The organism is Halomonas sp. AOP7-B1-5, from assembly GCF_052353045.1.
Taxonomy (GTDB): Bacteria; Pseudomonadota; Gammaproteobacteria; order Pseudomonadales; family Halomonadaceae; genus Vreelandella; species Vreelandella colorata.
Window position 1 is genome coordinate 47,460 of the sequence record NZ_JBQTDC010000008.1, and the last position, 18,194, is coordinate 65,653.

The 18,194-nt window shown below is 54.9% G+C and carries 14 protein-coding genes and 3 tRNA genes; 3 read left to right on the top strand and 14 right to left on the bottom strand.

Translation table 11 applies throughout. The features are described from left to right. Together oadA and ACT3XD_RS06450 are read right to left on the bottom strand one after the other, a co-directional pair. Positions 1 to 1,815: a sodium-extruding oxaloacetate decarboxylase subunit alpha gene (gene oadA / locus ACT3XD_RS06445; RefSeq protein WP_192537392.1), complete on the bottom strand. Its 1,815-nt coding sequence runs from the start codon at positions 1,813 to 1,815 to the stop codon at positions 1 to 3. A 91-nt stretch (positions 1,816 to 1,906) separates the two neighbouring features. Beyond that, positions 1,907 to 2,164 carry an OadG family protein gene (locus ACT3XD_RS06450; protein WP_192537393.1) on the bottom strand — a complete coding sequence of 86 codons (258 nt, stop codon included), beginning with the start codon at positions 2,162 to 2,164 and terminating at the stop codon, positions 1,907 to 1,909. 126 nt (positions 2,165 to 2,290) lie between these two features. Between ACT3XD_RS06450 and ACT3XD_RS06455 the strand changes: the two genes are divergently transcribed. Beyond that, entirely contained in the window at positions 2,291 to 3,298 is a 1,008-nt protein-coding gene (locus ACT3XD_RS06455) for a tRNA dihydrouridine synthase (protein ID WP_225736080.1), read from the top strand. Positions 3,299 to 3,429: 131 nt separating this feature from the next. On the opposite strand, the gene ACT3XD_RS06460 is transcribed toward ACT3XD_RS06455, so the two are convergent. The 9 genes from ACT3XD_RS06460 to ACT3XD_RS06500 all read right to left on the bottom strand — a co-directional run bounded on the left by ACT3XD_RS06460 (position 3,430) and on the right by ACT3XD_RS06500 (position 10,535). Continuing rightward, positions 3,430 to 3,506 (bottom strand) — tRNA-Arg (locus tag ACT3XD_RS06460). Positions 3,507 to 3,569: 63 nt separating this feature from the next. Further along, a tRNA-Arg gene (locus tag ACT3XD_RS06465) sits at positions 3,570 to 3,646 on the bottom strand. Between the two features lie 17 nt (positions 3,647 to 3,663). Further along, positions 3,664 to 3,756, bottom strand: a tRNA-Ser gene (locus ACT3XD_RS06470). A 125-nt stretch (positions 3,757 to 3,881) separates the two neighbouring features. Then, positions 3,882 to 4,070, bottom strand: coding sequence for a carbon storage regulator CsrA (gene csrA, locus ACT3XD_RS06475; protein WP_018918037.1), 189 nt, complete (start codon positions 4,068 to 4,070; stop codon positions 3,882 to 3,884). A 192-nt stretch (positions 4,071 to 4,262) separates the two neighbouring features. Next, positions 4,263 to 5,513: an aspartate kinase gene (locus ACT3XD_RS06480; protein ID WP_018918038.1), complete on the bottom strand. Its 1,251-nt coding sequence runs from the start codon at positions 5,511 to 5,513 to the stop codon at positions 4,263 to 4,265. Between the two features lie 91 nt (positions 5,514 to 5,604). Continuing rightward, positions 5,605 to 8,214: an alanine--tRNA ligase gene (gene alaS / locus ACT3XD_RS06485; protein ID WP_192537394.1), complete on the bottom strand. Its 2,610-nt coding sequence runs from the start codon at positions 8,212 to 8,214 to the stop codon at positions 5,605 to 5,607. A gap of 170 nt (positions 8,215 to 8,384) precedes the next feature. Further along, complete coding sequence (locus ACT3XD_RS06490) at positions 8,385 to 8,846, bottom strand: regulatory protein RecX (protein ID WP_192537395.1); 462 nt, start codon at positions 8,844 to 8,846, stop codon at positions 8,385 to 8,387. A 5-nt stretch (positions 8,847 to 8,851) separates the two neighbouring features. After that, a complete protein-coding gene (gene recA / locus ACT3XD_RS06495; protein ID WP_192537396.1) occupies positions 8,852 to 9,913 on the bottom strand; it encodes a recombinase RecA in 1,062 nt (353 codons plus the stop codon). Between the two features lie 88 nt (positions 9,914 to 10,001). After that, a complete protein-coding gene (locus tag ACT3XD_RS06500) occupies positions 10,002 to 10,535 on the bottom strand; it encodes a CinA family protein (RefSeq protein ID WP_192537397.1) in 534 nt (177 codons plus the stop codon). Positions 10,536 to 10,736: 201 nt separating this feature from the next. On the opposite strand from ACT3XD_RS06500, the gene mutS reads away from it, so the two are divergent. Together mutS and fdxA are read left to right on the top strand one after the other, a co-directional pair. Beyond that, positions 10,737 to 13,328, top strand: a complete 2,592-nt coding sequence (mutS, locus tag ACT3XD_RS06505) for a DNA mismatch repair protein MutS (protein ID WP_192537398.1) — start codon at positions 10,737 to 10,739, stop codon at positions 13,326 to 13,328. Between the two features lie 156 nt (positions 13,329 to 13,484). Then, positions 13,485 to 13,808, top strand: coding sequence for a ferredoxin FdxA (gene fdxA / locus ACT3XD_RS06510; RefSeq protein ID WP_192537399.1), 324 nt, complete (start codon positions 13,485 to 13,487; stop codon positions 13,806 to 13,808). 144 nt (positions 13,809 to 13,952) lie between these two features. Here the strand turns inward: fdxA and ACT3XD_RS06515 are convergent, their stop codons facing one another. The 3 genes from ACT3XD_RS06515 to kdsA all read right to left on the bottom strand — a co-directional run bounded on the left by ACT3XD_RS06515 (position 13,953) and on the right by kdsA (position 18,192). After that, a complete protein-coding gene (locus ACT3XD_RS06515) occupies positions 13,953 to 15,344 on the bottom strand; it encodes an L-cystine transporter (RefSeq protein ID WP_192537400.1) in 1,392 nt (463 codons plus the stop codon). 638 nt (positions 15,345 to 15,982) lie between these two features. Then, positions 15,983 to 17,272, bottom strand: a complete 1,290-nt coding sequence (gene eno / locus ACT3XD_RS06520; RefSeq protein ID WP_192537401.1) for a phosphopyruvate hydratase — start codon at positions 17,270 to 17,272, stop codon at positions 15,983 to 15,985. A 56-nt stretch (positions 17,273 to 17,328) separates the two neighbouring features. Beyond that, the gene (kdsA, locus tag ACT3XD_RS06525) at positions 17,329 to 18,192 is read right to left on the bottom strand and encodes a 3-deoxy-8-phosphooctulonate synthase (protein WP_192537402.1); all 864 of its coding nucleotides are present in this window, start codon (positions 18,190 to 18,192) and stop codon (positions 17,329 to 17,331) included. Positions 18,193 to 18,194 lie beyond the last annotated feature (2 nt).

The window sequence follows — 18,194 nt, forward strand, 5'->3', positions numbered from 1 at the left end:
TTAAAGCTCAATCAGTGCGTCACCAACAGCTACGCTGTCACCTTCGCTAACGTTAACTTTCGATACCGTGCCGGCACTGCTGGCGCGGATTTCGGTTTCCATTTTCATTGCTTCAAGGATGATCACCACATCCCCTTCCGCCACCTGATCGCCTGGGCGTACGTTCACTTTGAAAATATTGCCGGCAAGCGGTGCCTCGATACGCTCACCGCTACTTTCAACCGCCGGTGCTGGCGCTGCACTTGCCGCAGGAGCGGCTTGCTCTTGCACCTGACCAATATCGCCGCCTTCAGAAACTTCCACCACAAACGCTTTGCCGTTGAGCTTTACGGTGTAGGTTTCAGGGCCGCGCGCCGCCACTTGCGTACTGGCTTGGGGGGCTACCGGGGCCTTGGTGGGCTGGTTTTCTGCCGCCTGAGGCGCGGGCTCGAAGGCCTCGGGGTTATCGCGGTTTTTAAGAAATTTCAGGCCAATTTGCGGGAACAGCGCGTAGGTTAAAACATCGTCAATCTCGCGTTCCCCTTCTGCCAAACGCACGTTGTCGGCACTGGCTTTCTGCTTAAGCTCCGCCGCCAACTTGTCCATCTCAGGCGTAAGATTATCCGCCGGACGGCAGGTGATTGGCTGACCGCCTTCCAGTACGCGGGCCTGAAGTTCGGTATCAAACGGTGCGGGCGCCGCGCCATACTCGCCTTTAAGCAGCGCCTGAACTTCTTTAGAAATTGATTTGTAACGCTCGCCCATCATGACATTCATGACCGCCTGGGTGCCGACAATCTGCGACGTCGGCGTCACCAGAGGAATAAACCCCAGGTCTTCGCGCACACGCGGAATCTCGCTGAGCACATCATCCAGCTTATCACCGGCGCCCTGCTCTTTGAGCTGGCCTTCCATATTGGTCAGCATGCCACCGGGCACCTGAGCCACGAGAATGCGCGAATCAATGCCGCGTAGCGAGCCTTCAAAAGCCGCGTACTTTTTGCGCACCTCACGGAAGTAACCGGCAATATCTTCCAGCAGCTCAAGATCCAGCCCGGTATCGCGGCCGGTGTCTTTGAGCATCGCCACAACGGACTCAGTGGGGCTATGGCCATAGGTCATCGACATGGAGGAAATAGCGGTATCCACGTTATCAATACCGGCTTCTACCGCCTTAAGAATGGTCGAGGTAGAAAGCCCGGTAGTAGCGTGGCAGTGTAGATGGACTGGAATAGACAGGTTTTTCTTCAGACGGGTTACCAGCTCAAACGCCGTGTAGGGCGTTAACAGTCCCGCCATATCCTTGATAGCCAACGAGTCTGCGCCCATTGCCGCAATAGTATTTGCAAGATCGACCCAGCTATCCAGGGTATGTACCGGACTGACCGTATAGGAAATGGTCCCTTGGGCATGCCCACCCACCTGACGCACCGCTTTAATGGCACGCTCCAGATTTCGGGGGTCATTCATGGCGTCAAACACACGAAAAACGTCCACGCCGTTAGTCTTGGCACGTTCGACAAATTTGTCGACTACATCGTCAGCGTAGTGGCGATAGCCAAGCAGATTCTGGCCGCGTAACAGCATCGCCTGCGGCGTGTTAGGCATGGCTTCTTTTAGCGCCCGGATACGCTCCCATGGGTCTTCGCCCAGATAACGAATACACGCGTCGAAGGTAGCGCCGCCCCAGGTTTCAAGCGACCAATAGCCGACACGGTCCAGTTTTTCGGCAATAGGCAGCATGTCTTCAAGACGCAGTCGGGTTGCAAACAGCGACTGATGGGCGTCACGCAGCACAACATCGGTAATCCCCAGCGGGCGTTTTGTCTCGTTCATGGCGATAGCTCACACGTTAAAATTATAGATATGTAGTAAAACTAACAAAAAAAGCCGATTTAATTGTCGCAGCGAACAAAATGCGTGTCGCTTATTTCGACGGCGAAGAACGGTAACGATGCACTGCAGCACTGATCGCTGCCTTCACTTCGGCATCCGTATCGGCCTGTGCAGGCGTGCGTACACTCTGCGGCGCCGGCATGACCGGTGTGGGCAGCGGCTGAAAACGCCCCATCAGTTTTGACAACAGCGTGACACTGATGACTAAAACCGTAAGGAAAACAAAAACAAACCCCATCCCCAAGCCCATAATGGCAAGGCCTTCCTGGAGCAGCTCTGAATCCTGCATAACCCCTCTCCTGTTATTAGGCGCTAATCATGTGCCAAAGTCCTATAAAAGCTCCTTGGCGTAATGTAAGTAATACTCTAACCTGCCACACTCAGCATAGATTGCAATCGCGCCATAGTGGAAGTCATGGTTGTTAATTTACTACAAAGTGGAAAGATAGGTCTCGCTCCGATGGAGGGCGTTATTGATGCCCTTACCCGCGATTTATTAACGCGTCGGGCTGGCTTTGATTGGACCGTCACAGAATTTGTGCGCGTCGTTGATACGCGCCTTCCGCCCCGGGTGTTCTATAAACACTGCCCTGAGCTTGAAAAACGCCCGGTAGCCACCCCTAGCGGCATTCCTGTGCATTTACAGCTACTTGGCTCTGACCCAACCGCTCTTGCCGAAAACGCGCGTCAGGCGTTAGCGTTGGGCGCTTTAAGCGTGGATTTGAATTTTGGCTGCCCTGCCAAGCTGGTTAACCGTCACGATGGCGGCGCATCCCTTCTGCGCCGACCTGAACGCGTCTATCAGGCAGTCAAGGCGGTAGCGGATGCTCTTGAAGGCCAGATACCGGTCACCGCCAAGATTCGTCTGGGCTTTTCCAACCGTCAGCTGGCGGTCGCCTGTGCCCAGGCGACTCAGGCGGGCGGCGCCTCCCGGCTGGTAGTGCATGGGCGTACACGCGATGAAGGCTATCGCCCGCCAGCGCATTGGGAGTGGATTGGCCGGGTGCGTCAGCAAGTGTCGATACCGGTGGTCGCCAATGGGGATATCTGGACGCTGGAGGCGTACTGGAAAGCGCGTACGCTGTCAGGCTGCTCTGATGTGATGCTAGGGCGTAGCGCGCTAGCCGACCCCTGGCTTGCGCCACGCATTCGGCATTGGCAGCAAACCGGCGAGCGGTTGCCTGAAACGACATGGCCGATGCGCGCCAGCGTGATCAAAGAGTACGCTCGCCTACAGCGCCAACATTTGCCTGACCGCATCGTGGTGTCACTGGTGAAACAGTGGCTTGCCCAAATGCGTCAAGGCAATGAAGAGGCCAACCAGCATTTTCAGCGCGTTAAACGCCTAACCGACCTGGACACCCTGCTTCAAAGCTTGGTGCCTGATACAACGCCTGCTGAGCGGCTCGCTGTCAGCATCTAACCCTCTGGACAAAAAAAAGCGCCCTCGCAATACGCGGGGCGCTCTAAACGATCCAAGAACGTGGCGCGAGCCGCCACGATCAGGCTAGAAACAGAAAACCCGCTCTCATTGAAGAGAACGGGTTTGAAATCTGGCGCGCCCGGGAGGATTCGAACCTCCGACCCCCTGATTCGTAGTCAGGTACTCTATCCAGCTGAGCTACGGGCGCTTTAGGTGATGCAAGTGCTTACAAAGTACATAGTGACTTAATGCTTTACATCAAGTTAGAAGATGGCGCGCCCGGGAGGATTCGAACCTCCGACCCCCTGATTCGTAGTCAGGTACTCTATCCAGCTGAGCTACGGGCGCATCTTCTATTGTGCTATTGGCGGAGAGAGAGGGATTCGAACCCTCGATAGGGCTATAAACCCTATACTCCCTTAGCAGGGGAGCGCCTTCAGCCACTCGGCCACCTCTCCTCAACGGCACGGCGCGAATATTACCGATTTCAGCAGCTGCTGTCCATACTTATGTCGATTTTTTTTCGCACCGGCTTTAGTTTGCCGTTTAGACGCCCTGTAGTAGGCGTAATAAAGGCGGCCATTTACTCTGTTTCGCTTTCACTATTGCGCTCACGCTGAATGCGCTGATAAATCTCTTCACGGTGTACAGCAACGTCTTTCGGCGCGTTAACGCCAATACGTACCTGGTTACCTTTCACACCTAGCACTGTGACGGTGATTTCATCACCGATCATCAGCGTTTCGCCAACACGGCGGGTTAGGATGAGCATGGCTGATCTCCTTCTCAGACGTTTTTATACAACGGGTTGTGTCCGCCAGAAGCGCCACTACGCCATTATGCGGCATAGCAGCGCCTTCACCAATGGCTCTGGCTCCATGACACCTAAACCTCCCGTTGAAAGAAAGCTCACCACCAACGGTAGCGAGTACCTCTTCAGCGTAGAAGGTTTAAGGCATAAATGTTATTCAGATTCTATATTTGCTTTATCCAAACCAAATGCTTTGTGTAAGGCATTAACTGCTAATTCCATATGCTTTTCATCAATCACGACTGAAATTTTAATCTCAGAGGTGGAAACCATACGAATATTGACGTTTTCGTCGGCCAATACACGGAACATTTTCGAGGCAACGCCTGCATGCGAGCGCATGCCGACACCGACCAGGGATACTTTAGCGATATTATCATCGCCACGCAGCTCACCACCGCCCAAATCGGGAATGACGGTTTCTTCGATCAGCTTCTTGGTGGCTTTGTAATCGCCTTTGGCAACCGTAAAGGTGAAATCGGTGTAATCACCTGCCGGCGCCACGTTCTGCACGATCATATCGACTTCGATATTGGCATCGGCGATAGGACCCAGAATACGTGAGGCAACACCCGGAACATCAGGGGTATGGAGCAGGGTCAGTTTGGCTTCGTTTTTGGTAAACGCGATTCCTGAGATCAGCGGTTCTTCCATGGAGTCCTCGTCTTGGTCAGAATCTGCAACAATTAAGGTACCGGGGCCATCTTCAAAGCTCGACAGTACCCGCAGGGGAACGTTGTATTTGCCGGCAAACTCTACGGCACGGATTTGCAGTACTTTAGAGCCCAGGCTTGCAAGCTCGAGCATTTCTTCAACCGTAATGCTTTCCAGACGCTGCGCTTTAGTGCACACGCGGGGATCAGTGGTGTAAACCCCATCGACATCAGTATAAATCTGACACTCGTCCGCATTAAGCGCAGCGGCTAGTGCAACACCGGTAGTATCGGAGCCACCACGGCCAAGCGTTGTGATATTGCCTTCTTCATCAACGCCTTGAAAACCCGCGACGACCACTACCTGTCCAGCATCAAGATCGGCTTTAAGATCATCGGTTTCAATGCGTTGGATACGCGCCTTGGTATGCGCGCTGTCGGTATGAATACCGATCTGGGCCCCCGTGTGCGAGGTCGCCGGCACGCCGATCTGCTGAAGCGCCATGGCAAGAAGCGAAATCGTTACCTGCTCACCGGTTGAGAGCAGCATATCCATCTCACGCGGGGCGGGGTCCTCATTTAACGCATGGGCCATATCGGTTAGTCGGTTAGTCTCTCCGCTCATTGCAGAGACCACCACGACGATCTGGTGTCCCTGATCACGAAAGCCTTTAACCTTTTCCGCTACGGCCTTAATACGGTCGACAGAGCCCACCGAGGTGCCGCCGAACTTCTGTACGTATAGTGCCATATGCCGTTTTTCCTATTCGTTCGGGAATGGAGGATGAAACGTAATTTAAATGAACAAAAGGCCGGTCGCTATAATGCCACCGGCCTTGGGTTTAGCTAAGTATATTTTCAAGCCACGCCGGGACACTGCTCAAGGCGTCGGGTAAGCCATCTGGCTGGCTGCCCCCTGCCTGCGCCATGTCGGCACGGCCACCACCTTTACCTCCTACCTGCGAGGCAACATGGTTAACCAGCTCACCCGCCTTCACACGTTGGGTAAGATCCTGCGTCACGCCTGCAATTAGGCTGACTTTACCGGCAGCCTTATCAGCCACACCCAGGATAATCACGCCTGAGCCGATTTTATTTTTCAGCTGATCGAGCACGCCGCGCAGATCTTTACCGGAAACGCCTTCCAGCTGGGTCGCCAGCAGCTTAACGCCGTGGATCTCTTGCGCCTGGCTCAACATATCGCTGCCTGCGGCGCTGGCAAGCTTGGCTTTTAACTGTTCAAGCTCTTTTTCCAGGCTGCGGTTACGCTCAACTAGCGACTCGACGCGGCCTTCGACCTGCTCAGGCTTGGTTTTCAAACGCTCGCCCAGACGCTGCACGCGGGCTTCCTGCTCACGGAAGTAGGCCAGTGCATTCTCGCCGGTAATAGCTTCAATCCGGCGAACGCCGGATGCGATACCGACTTCGCTGATAATGTGGCAACAGCCGATATCACCACTTCGGCTTACGTGGGTACCGCCACACAGCTCAATAGAGAAGCCGTCTGCACCAATGGTCAACACGCGTACGTTTTCCGCGTATTTGGCTTCAAACAGCGCGGCCGCGCCTTTAGCCTTGGCTTGATCCAGGCTCATCTGCTCGGTTTTCGTTGGCGCATTGGCAAGAATCTGCTCATTTACCAGGCGCTCAACTTCCGCTAACTGCTCGGCGGTCATTGGCTCAAAATGGCTAAAGTCAAAGCGCAGACGCTCAGCATTGACCAGCGAGCCTTTCTGCTGAACGTGATCACCCAGCACCATACGCAGGGCTTTATGCAGCAGGTGGGTGGCTGAGTGGTTGCGGATCGTTGCCGAGCGCAGGCTGGCATCGACCTGCCCTTTCACGCTTGCGCCAACGTTAAGCGCGCCCTCCACCATGACACCCTGATGCAGGTGATGACCGCTCTGCTTTTGCGTGTCGGTGACCTGAAAGCGGCCGCCTTCCACATATAAGTAGCCGGTATCGCCTACCTGGCCGCCGGACTCACCGTAAAACGGCGTACGATCCAGCACCACGGTGCCCTTCTGGCCGGCTTCCAGCGCCGCCAGGGCATTGCCTTCGCTATCCACAATGGCGGTTACGGTGGACTGGTCTTCCAGACGGTCATAGCCGGTAAAGCTGGTTTCGCCGTCAAGCTCGATAGAGGCACTGTAGTCGGCACCGAACTGGCTGGCAGCACGAGCACGCTCACGCTGCGCTTCAAGCTCACGCTGGAAACCTTCTTCATCCAGCGTGACGTTACGCTCGCGGCAAACATCGGCAGTGAGATCAAACGGGAAGCCGTAGGTATCGTAAAGCTTAAATACCGTTTCACCGGAGAGCATATTGCCCTCAAGCTCTTCAAGCGCCGCGTTCAGCAATCCCATTCCGTGGTCAAGGGTACGGGCAAACTGCTCTTCTTCTTTCAATAGAACGCGGGCAATCTGCGCACGCGCCTCACGAAGCTCAGGGTAGGCTTTGCCCATCTCGGCATCCAGCGCATCCACAAGCATATGGAAGAACGGCTTGGTCGCGCCCAGCTTGTGGCCATGGCGAATTGCCCGACGGATAATACGCCGCAGCACGTAGCCACGGCCTTCGTTAGACGGCAGTACACCGTCGGCAATCAGGAAAGCACACGAACGAATGTGGTCTGCAATAACGCGCAGCGAAGGTGTCGCGGTATCCGCATGTCCGGTCGCTTTGGCGGCCGCCTGAAGCAGGTTCTGGAACAGGTCGATCTCGTAGTTGGAGTGAACGCCCTGCATTACCGCGGCGACCCGCTCAAGGCCCATGCCGGTATCGATAGACGGCTTAGGCAGCGGGTTCAGCGTACCCTGGGCGTCGCGGTCAAACTGCATGAAGACCAGGTTCCAGATCTCGATATAGCGGTCGCCATCTTCATCGGCACTGCCGGGAGGTCCGCCCCATACGTCAGGACCATGATCAAAGAAGATTTCCGAGCTGGGGCCGCAAGGGCCGGTATCGCCCATCTGCCAGAAATTATCTTCATCCAGCCTGGAGAAGCGTTCCGGATCAATACCGATTTCGTCTTTCCAGATCCGCTCGGCTTCGTCGTCGCTAATGTGTACCGTCACCCAAAGCTTCTCTTTGGGAAGTCCTAAAGTTTCGGTTAAAAATGTCCACGCGAAGCGAATGGCATCATGCTTGAAGTAATCGCCAAAGCTGAAGTTACCCAGCATTTCGAAAAACGTATGGTGGCGCGCCGTGTAGCCGACGTTGTCCAGATCATTATGCTTCCCCCCCGCGCGCACACAGCGCTGGGCAGAAGTTGCACGCACATAGGGGCGTGGATCGCGGCCAAGGAAGACATCCTTGAACGGCACCATGCCTGCATTGGTAAACAGCAGTGTGGGGTCGTTACCCGGCACCAGCGAGCCTGTGGGGACGATAGTATGTCCCTGCTCTTCAAAAAAGGATAAAAAAGCCTGTCTAATCTCTGCGCTTCTCATAGGGTATCCGTAACATTAAAGCATGATGCCCCAGGGCGCTGTCGCCGCTACCCGCTGGGGTCGCAAAAGCGCCATTATAGCGCAGTTGTCAAACGACTAAAGCGGCAGTTAGTGGCTAATAGCTAAAGACGTAAGAAAACGATCAGGCACAATAGTGATAAAAGAAGGCTTTACAAGCAAGAGAGCGCGTAACGAATTTGTTCAAAATCGAAACCACGCGAGGCAAGAAAGCGCTCACGTTTGGCGCGTTCTTTTGGGGTATCACCGGGGGAGGAGAAGCGCCGCGCCAGGGTGGCACTGGCAAGCTCAAACCAGTCAACGCCTTCGTTTTCTTCCACGGCGACGAGCGCGTTGCTTAAAATTTCCTGATCAATGCCACGCTGGCGGAGTTCACCTTTAATGCGTATGACGCCTTGACCACGAATAATACGTGAACGAATAAAACTTTCGGCAAAGCGCACATCCGACTGAAGCCCCTGTTCTTCCAGGGTATCCAGGCACGCCTCAATGTCTGCGTTCTCGAAAGCTTTCTTGGTTAGTCTTTGCGCTATCTCAGCGCGAGAATACTCGCGCCGAGATAGCAGCTGAAGTGCTATGTCGCGTGGGGTTGCATCACGTGACGAAGCAAACATACGATTTACAGCAGGTCGTCGTCAGCATCAGCGGCGACATCAGCCGCTGGCGCTTCTTCTTTTTTCGGGTCAGGCTTGGCAAGCAACTGCTCCCGGATCTGGCTTTCGATCTCTTGCATGATTTCCGGATGCTCTTCAAGGTACTGGGCGGCGTTTGCCTTACCCTGACCAATCTTGTTGCCTTTATAGCTGTACCAGGCGCCTGCCTTGTCGACCAGGTTGCACTGCACGCCCAGATCAACTACCTCACCAGCATGGTAAATACCCTTGCCGTACAGGATCTGGAACTCGGCCTGACGGAACGGCGGTGCTACCTTGTTTTTAACCACTTTAACGCGGGTTTCGTTACCGGTGACTTCATCACCCGATTTTACGGAACCGGTACGGCGAATATCGAGCCGCACGCTGGAGTAAAACTTCAGCGCGTTACCGCCCGTCGTGGTTTCCGGGCTACCAAACATCACGCCGATCTTCATGCGGATCTGGTTGATAAACACCACGAGGCAGTTGGCGTTTTTGATATTACCGGTGATTTTACGCAGCGCCTGAGACATCAAACGCGCCTGCAGACCTACATGGGTATCACCCATTTCGCCTTCGATTTCAGCACGCGGCGTCAGCGCGGCAACGGAGTCGATAATGATCACGTCAACGCCGCCCGAGCGGACCAGCATATCGGTGATTTCAAGCGCCTGCTCACCGGTGTCCGGCTGAGATACCAGCAGGTCATCCAGGTTAACACCCAGTTTTTCTGCATAGCTTGGATCAAGGGCGTGCTCGGCATCAACGAACGCACATACCTTGCCCTGCTTCTGTGCTTGAGCAATGACCGACAGGGTCAGCGTGGTCTTACCCGACGATTCCGGTCCAAAAATCTCTACAACCCGGCCAAAGGGCAAACCACCAATGCCAAGAGCGATGTCCAAGCCTAGCGAGCCAGTAGACACTGACGGCATGACGACACGCGGAGCGTCGCCCAAGCGCATCACAGTGCCTTTACCAAACTGGCGATCGATCTGACTAAGTGCGGCGTTTAGCGCTTTCGTACGGTTGTCATCCTGAGCCATGCAAACACCCTCATCACAAACTGTATAATTACACAGTATTATGCCAAAAATTTGCTGGTAAACAAATCCTCAACGTCGTTTTTAACGATTATTTCTCAACCTCGCCTTCCCCAGAAGCATCCAGGCGCGCTACCAGGCCTGCCAACGCCTCGCGTACCGCCTGCTCGCGTACTGCCTGACGGTCTCCGGGAAAATGAAAACATTCCGCCTGCTGATGGGCCATATCTCCCCAGGCAAGCCAAACGGTGCCCACTGGTTTTTCTGGACTGCCCCCATCAGGCCCCGCCACACCGCTTACTGCAACACCTAGCTGAGCACCGCTTTCCTGGCAGGCGCCTACTACCATAGCTTTTACCACCGCCTCACTGACAGCACCTTCAGCTTCCAGTGTAGCGGCTGACACACCCAGCAGGCGTGTTTTTGCCGTATTCGCATAGGTAATATAGCCCGTTGTAAAATAAGCCGAGCTTCCCGCCGCCGAGGTAATGGCACTGGCGATGCCACCGCCCGTACATGACTCCGCCGCGGTTATTTCTATCTGACGCTGCTGACAGACCCGCCCAAGCCGCTGCGCCAGAAGTGACAAATCAAGATTTTTAAGGCTGGATACGCTAGGGGGCATGGTCGCTCCTTCATGTAGGACATCAGTTCAGCGTAGAATACTGCGTTTAGCTTTCTCAAAGAAATCGCTCAAAGAAATCGCTCAAAAGTACGTAACCCAAGAATGTAGTTAAAAAGGTAGTAAAGAGCGTATTTCAAAGCACATATTTCAAGAACATGCCGCAAGCCACGCTGGCCTGCGCCACGCTCAATCAGGACGCCCATGTCACAGGCCATTCCCCCCAACACGCCAATGATCACGCAGTATTTAAAGATCAAACGTGAACACCCCGAGGTACTACTGTTCTACCGCATGGGGGATTTTTACGAGCTGTTTTTCGACGACGCCAAACGCGCTTCAGCCCTGCTGGACATTACGCTCACCCAGCGCGGCCAGTCAGGCGGCAAACCGATCCCCATGGCTGGCATCCCCTATCATAGCGCCGAGGGCTATCTCGCCCGCCTGGTAGCTACCGGTGAGTCGGTCGCCATTTGTGAGCAGATTGGCGACCCAGCTACCAGCAAAGGCCCCGTCGAGCGCCAGGTAGTGCGTATTGTGACACCCGGCACCCTGCACGATGAGGCCCTGCTCGATGCCCGACGTGACAACGTGCTGGTGGCCCTGGCACCTGGCAGCGATCGCTGGGGACTTGCCTGGCTTGAGCTTTCCAGCGGACGTTTTAGCGTGCTGGAAGTAGACAGCGAAGCTGAAATGCTCGCCGAGCTGACCCGCCTCTCTCCCGCTGAACTACTGATCCCCGAGAGCTTAACGCTTCCCGACATTTGGTCACAAAAGCGTAGCTTACGCCGACAGGGCGAGTGGCTTTTTGATCTGGAAAGCGCCAATCGCAGCCTGTGCGATCAGTTTGAAGTGCAGGATTTGCGCGGGTTTGGCTGCGCTCACCTGACCACTGCCCTTGTCGCCGCTGGCGTACTGATCGATTACGCGCGTGACACACAGCGCTCGCGCCTGCCCCACGTCACCGCGCTGAGCGTCGAAAACCGCGATGACGCAGTAGTGATCGATGGCGCCAGTCGGCGCAATCTGGAGATTGATATCAACCTGGGCGGCAGCGCCGACAATACGCTGGCAAGCGTGCTGGACACCTGCACCACCGCAATGGGCTCAAGGCTACTGAAGCGCTGGCTGAATCGCCCGCTGCGCCAGCGCGAGACGGTACAGGGCCGCCAGGCCGGCGTTGCGCTATTAAGCCTGGACGCCGCCTATATGACGCTGCGCGACACGCTCAATGATGTTGGTGATGTCGAGCGTATTCTGTCGCGCGTTGCGCTGTATAGCGCCCGGCCACGCGATTTGGCGCGCCTGAGAGACGCCCTCAATACCCTACCCATGCTTGAGCAGCAGCTAAGTGACGTTGAAAGTGGCAGCGCTCTGGACAACCTGCGCCCGCATATCCGCCCCTATCCCGACATCGCCGACACGCTCAACCGGGCGCTGATTGAGAACCCCCCCGTAGTTATCCGCGATGGCGGCGTGATTGCCGACGGCTTTGACGCTGAGCTTGACGAGCACCGCGGCATGGCCGAAAACGCCGGCAGCTACCTGGTCAAGCTTGAACTGCGTGAACGTGAACGTACCGGACTTGCCAACCTGAAGGTCGGCTACAACCGCGTACACGGCTACTTTATCGAGCTGCCCCGCTCTCAGGCCCAGCAGGCCCCGGCTGACTATATTCGCCGCCAAACGCTGAAAAACGCCGAGCGGTTTATCATCCCGGAGCTTAAAGAGTTCGAAGATAAGGCGCTATCGGCCAAGTCGCGCGCCTTGACCCGTGAAAAGTGGCTGTACGATCGCCTATTGGGCGAGCTCAACGAGAACCTGACCGCTTTGCAGGGCACCTCCCGAGCGCTTGCCGAACTGGACGTACTGTGCGCTTTTGCCGAGCGCGCCGAGGCGCTCAACTGGGTGCGTCCAACGTTAAGCGATGCCACCGGCATTACGATTACCGCAGGCCGTCATCCGGTCGTGGAGCAGGTAAGCGATAAGCCATTTGTGCCCAACGATGTGGTGCTCACACCCGAGCGGCATATGTTGATTATCACCGGCCCCAATATGGGCGGTAAATCTACCTATATGCGCCAGACGGCACTAATTGCACTGCTGGCCCATAGCGGTAGCTTTGTGCCCGCGGATGCGGCTGAAATAGGCCCTATCGACCGGATCTTTACCCGCATTGGTTCATCGGATGATTTAGCGGGTGGTCGCTCGACGTTTATGGTCGAGATGACCGAAACTGCGAATATTTTACATAATGCGACCGAACAAAGCCTGGTACTCATGGATGAAATTGGCCGGGGCACGAGTACCTTTGATGGTCTTTCGCTTGCCTGGGCAAGTGCCGAGCACCTCGCCCAGGCGCACGCGCTTACACTTTTTGCCACTCACTACTTTGAAATGACAGCGCTGCCTGACCAGGCCGAAGGCGTGGCCAATATTCATTTAACCGCCACCGAACATGGCGACAGCATTGTGTTTATGCATCGCATCGAGGCGGGCCCGGCAAGCCAAAGCTATGGCTTGCAGGTAGCCCAGCTGGCGGGTGTGCCCACGCATGTCATCAAACGTGCCAGGGAAAAATTGATTGCGCTTGAACAGCGCGATGTGAACACGCATCAGGCACGCTCTGCTGGCGTATCGGAACATTACCCTCAGGCAACACCCGCGCCTCAGCAGAACGATTTGTTTGCCAGCACGCCGCACCCGGTTGTCGAAGCGCTTGAGCGCGCGGATGTAGACGATTTATCGCCCCGTGAAGCGCTGGCGCTGATTTATCAATGGCGGGATCTGCTGTAATTGGCGCAAGAGAAGACGCTCAGAGCTTGCCGTTAGGTATAGGCACCACTAGAATGTCGCCCATACTTTTTAGCTTATAAAAAACGGCTGTTTTATAACCATTCACGATTGACCATGACCGGACTGTACCTCCGGTCCCGCAAGAGGGATAGCGCGATGACGTTTGTCGTTACCGAAAACTGCATCCAATGCAAATACACCGACTGTGTCGAAGTTTGCCCGGTCGACTGCTTTTACGAAGGCCCCAACTTCCTGGTGATTCACCCGGATGAGTGCATTGATTGCGCCCTATGCGAGCCGGAGTGCCCTGCAGAGGCCATCTTCTCTGAGGATGAGCTGCCGGATGGGCAGGAACAGTTTATCGAGATCAATGCTGAACTGGCCGAAGTATGGCCCAACATAGCTGAAAAGAAAGATGCCTTGCCGGATGCCGAAGAGTGGGATGGCAAGAGCGGCAAGATCGAGAAGCTTGAGCGCTAATAAAAACGGCGCAACAGCATTTCCTAAGAACCAGCGTCCGCGCTGGTTTTTTTGTTTCTGTCTGACCATCTAGCGAATGCTTGCTTACAACGCAAAAGAGCCACCCTGGGGCGGCTCTTTGCGTTACATGATGCACCTGCTGGCTTACACGGGCTTCGGCTCGCCCAGCTCGTTATCATTAGAGTCAAAGACCGCGCTATCGTGCTGCTTGAGCAGGCGGCTGGTCACCGTGCCCGCGGTCATTGAGCCGTTGACGTTGATCGCCGTGCGGCCCATATCGATGAGCGGCTCGATGGAGATTAATAGTCCTGCCAGCGCAATCGGCAGATCAAGCGTCGAAAGCACAATGATGGCCGCAAAGGTTGCCCCACCACCGACGCCTGCAATCCCGAAAGATGCCAGAGTGACGACCAGCACCAGCGTTGCCAGAAACTCCAGCGAAAATGGATCGATCCCTACCGTAGGCGCAATCATCATGGCCAGCATGGCCGGATAAAGCCCGGCACAGCCGTTTTGGCCGATGGTTGCCCCGAAGGAAGCAGAGAAGTTGGCAATGGCGGGCGGCACGCCAATGCGGTCCACCTGGGCTTCGATGTTCAGAGGAATCGTGGCCGCGCTTGAGCGCGAGGTAAACGCAAAGGTGAGCACCGGCCAGACTTTTTGAAAATAGCGTTTGGGATTGACTCCAGCGCCCATCAGAAACAGCGTATGCATGACCAGTATCAGCGCCAACCCCACGTAGGAGGCGATGACGAAACCAAGCAGATTAAGAATATCGTTAAGATTGGATGTGGAAACCACCTTGGTCATCAACGCCATCACCCCGTAAGGCGTCAGGCGAATCACCATTCGCACCAGGCGCATGATCCACTTCTGTACGATATCAATACCTTCGATTAGCTTATCGCCAAGTGCTGCATTTTCACGCTTGATGCCCAGTGCCGCCATGCCCAAAAACGTGGCAAAAATTACCACGCTGATAATCGACGTCGGACGCGACCCAGCCAAATCTTGAAAAGGATTGCTGGGAATAAAAGATAGCAGCAATTGCGGTATGGTCAGGTCAGCCACTTGAGCACTGCGTTCAATAATGGCCTGGCCCCGCTCAAGCTCGCGGGCGCCCTGCACCAGCCCCTCGGCAGACAACCCAAACAGCTGCGTCATGCTGATGCCGATAACCGCCGAGATCGCCGTAGTAAGCATCAACATGGCGAGCACGCCCAGGCTGATTTTACCCAGCGCACTGGCATCATGCAGACGCGTTACGGCGGACAGAATAGTGACCAGCACCAGAGGCATGATGATCATTTTCAACAGTTGGACATAACCGCCGCCGACCAGATTGACCCAGTCGATAGTACCGTCAAGTACCACCGAATCCGCAAACAACCACTGTAGCAGCGTCCCCAACCCAACACCGATGACAAGACCGGCTAACACCACCTTTGAAAGGCTTGCGCCGTTTCGCTGCCAGCGTGCCAGCAGTGCGATCGCAAGCGCAAAGACCAATACGTTGATCGCAATCAACCCATGCATGTAATGCCTCTCCTAAAAAATAAAAAAACGGCACATCAACGATGTGCCGTAAGATAAGTAAAACAGAAATATAGCCTGCTAACTCTTGCGCGCCATAGTAATTAATAGCGGCACACAATAAAAATGTATTTTACTTATAACCTTGGAAGCATTTTCATCACTGGGTCGTCGGCAGAATGTCTTATTGAGAAAAGACCCATTGAAGCAAGGACCATTGAGATACTTTTTTCAGACAAAAAAAAGGCGGCCCATAGGCCGCCCGCTCCAAGCACTTCCTCTGACCACTCCCTGTGTCAAACTCCTCAGGTAACTTCCTTGCTAGGCCTCACATCAATGTGGCACCGCGCGTACCTGTTTACATCTCTTACATTGCATTCTGTCTAAAGCATCCTTGCCTCCCCTGTCCTGAATGCATTGTGGCAGATAACGAATGCTTCTCAAGACGGGCAAAATAGAAGAGGGCAAGCCTTATCGGCTCACCCTTTTTTTCAAACCAATTTAAAATCAATCACATGAATTTTAATTAAGGCAAAATTACGGATTTTCTTACCCTAAAACGAGCGATTTTCGTCGGCATTTGTAAGAGATCTCTTACAAAATCTTGAGACATATCTTACAAACCAACCCCTTAAAAAGCCTTACTGACCTTTAATAGCGCTGATGCCTGGGTAGTTAACATCACCTAGCTCAGCCTCAATCACCAGTAAGCGGTTATATTTAGCTACCCGGTCAGAACGGCATAGCGAACCGGTTTTAATCTGGCCAGCACAGGTACCCACCGCCAAATCAGCAATGGTGGTATCTTCGGTTTCGCCGGAGCGGTGCGAGATAACCGCGGTAAAGCCTGCATCCTGCGCCATCTTGATGGCGTCCAGCGTTTCAGACAGCGAGCCGATCTGGTTGAACTTGATCAGAATCGAGTTACCGATCTGCTCATCGATACCGCGCTTGAGGATTTTGGTGTTGGTCACGAACAGGTCATCGCCTACCAGCTGCACCTTGTCACCCAGCTTATCGGTCAGCGCTTTCCAGCCGTCCCAATCCGACTCATCCATACCGTCTTCGATGGAAACGATCGGGTAGTCGGCGCAAAGGCCCGCCAGATAGTCGGTAAAGCCTTGCGCATCGTAGCTTTTACCTTCGCCGGAAAGGTTGTACTGGCCGTCCTTGTAGAACTCAGACGAAGCACAATCGAGCGCGAGCGTAACGTCTTTACCCAGGGTATAGCCCGCATCTGCAACGGCCTGCTTGATAACCGCCAGGGCATCGGCATTAGAGGCCAAGTCAGGCGCAAAACCACCCTCGTCGCCAACCGACGTGGAAAGGCCTTTCGCCAGAAGTACTTTCTTCAACGCATGGAAAATTTCTGCGCCCATGCGTAGCCCTTCGCGAAAATTAGGCGCGCCCACCGGCTGCACCATAAATTCCTGGATATCGACGTTGTTATCCGCATGCTCGCCGCCATTGATGATGTTCATCATCGGTACCGGCATGCTGTATTGACCCGGCTGGCCGTAAAGCTCGGCAATGTGCGCATAAAGCGGCACGCCCTTGGCATTGGCCGCCGCTTTGGCAGCAGCCAGCGATACCGCCAGAATCGCATTCGCGCCCAGGGTCGCTTTATTGTCAGTGCCATCCAGCGCCAGCATGGCATCGTCCAGACCGCGCTGATCGCGCGCATCCATTCCCAGCAACGCATCACGGATTTTGCCATTGACCGCATCGACAGCTTTCAGTACACCTTTGCCGAGATAGCGCGCTTTATCACCGTCGCGCAGTTCAAGCGCTTCACGCGAACCGGTGGAAGCACCGCTGGGCGCGCAGGCTTCGCCTACCGCGCCACTCTCAAGACGCACGCGCGCCTGTACTGTCGGATTACCGCGTGAATCAAGTACTTCCAGTGCACTGATATCTACAATTTTGGTCATGACAGTGTCCTTGGTTGTGGGTCTAATAAAGGATTACGTACCGCGTTGGCTACCGCTTAGCGAATGGTCAACGGCGCAAAGTTTTTGACTAGTGAATCCAATTGCGAAAGCTGGGTTAAAAATGGCTCAAGCTGATCAAGCGGCAAGGCACAGGGGCCATCACACTTGGCATTATCAGGGTCTGGATGCGCCTCCAAAAATAGCCCGGCAAGCCCTACCGCAACGCCGGAACGGGCAAGCTCGGCTACCTGGGCACGCCGCCCATCGGCACTGTCGGCGCGTCCACCCGGGCGCTGAAGCGCATGGGTGACATCAAAAAACACCGGATAGCCGGTCTGTTTCATGTCCCCGAACCCAAGCATATCGACAATCAGGTTGTTGTAACCAAAGCTTGAGCCGCGCTCGCAGAGCATCAGGCGATCATTACCGGCTTCCTGAAACTTGCTGAGAATATGGCGCATCTCATGAGGTGCTAAAAACTGGGGCTTTTTGATATTGATCGCGGCACCGGTTTTGGCCATCGCCACCACCAGATCCGTCTGGCGCGCCAGGAAAGCGGGCAACTGGATGATATCCGCGACGTCTGCCGCCTGGGCCGCCTGCCAGGGCTCGTGAACATCGGTGATGATCGGCACGCCATAACGCGACTTGATATCAGCGAGAATCTGCAAGCCTTTTTCAATACCCGGACCACGGTACGAGTGAATCGAGCTGCGGTTGGCCTTGTCAAAGCTCGCCTTGAATACATACGGCATACCGAGCTTTTGCGTCACGCTGACGTAGGCTTGGGCTACCTCGTCGGCAAGCTCTGCCGACTCTAGCACGTTCATGCCGCCAAGCAGCATTAAGGGCAAAGAATTGCCGGCGGTTAGGCCGGCAATGTTGATGTGACGCTCTTGAAAAGGTGCTTGAGAAGACATTG

Coding starts and splice junctions, on each gene's coding strand:
- oadA (WP_192537392.1), bottom strand. CDS start 1,815: ATGAACGAGACAAAACGCCCGCTGGGGATTACCGATGTTGTGCTGCGT.
- ACT3XD_RS06450 (WP_192537393.1), bottom strand. CDS start 2,164: ATGCAGGATTCAGAGCTGCTCCAGGAAGGCCTTGCCATTATGGGCTTG.
- ACT3XD_RS06455 (WP_225736080.1), top strand. CDS start 2,291: ATGGTTGTTAATTTACTACAAAGTGGAAAGATAGGTCTCGCTCCGATG.
- csrA (WP_018918037.1), bottom strand. CDS start 4,070: ATGCTCATCCTAACCCGCCGTGTTGGCGAAACGCTGATGATCGGTGAT.
- ACT3XD_RS06480 (WP_018918038.1), bottom strand. CDS start 5,513: ATGGCACTATACGTACAGAAGTTCGGCGGCACCTCGGTGGGCTCTGTC.
- alaS (WP_192537394.1), bottom strand. CDS start 8,214: ATGAGAAGCGCAGAGATTAGACAGGCTTTTTTATCCTTTTTTGAAGAG.
- ACT3XD_RS06490 (WP_192537395.1), bottom strand. CDS start 8,846: ATGTTTGCTTCGTCACGTGATGCAACCCCACGCGACATAGCACTTCAG.
- recA (WP_192537396.1), bottom strand. CDS start 9,913: ATGGCTCAGGATGACAACCGTACGAAAGCGCTAAACGCCGCACTTAGT.
- ACT3XD_RS06500 (WP_192537397.1), bottom strand. CDS start 10,535: ATGCCCCCTAGCGTATCCAGCCTTAAAAATCTTGATTTGTCACTTCTG.
- mutS (WP_192537398.1), top strand. CDS start 10,737: ATGTCACAGGCCATTCCCCCCAACACGCCAATGATCACGCAGTATTTA.
- fdxA (WP_192537399.1), top strand. CDS start 13,485: ATGACGTTTGTCGTTACCGAAAACTGCATCCAATGCAAATACACCGAC.
- ACT3XD_RS06515 (WP_192537400.1), bottom strand. CDS start 15,344: ATGCATGGGTTGATTGCGATCAACGTATTGGTCTTTGCGCTTGCGATC.
- eno (WP_192537401.1), bottom strand. CDS start 17,272: ATGACCAAAATTGTAGATATCAGTGCACTGGAAGTACTTGATTCACGC.
- kdsA (WP_192537402.1), bottom strand. CDS start 18,192: ATGTCTTCTCAAGCACCTTTTCAAGAGCGTCACATCAACATTGCCGGC.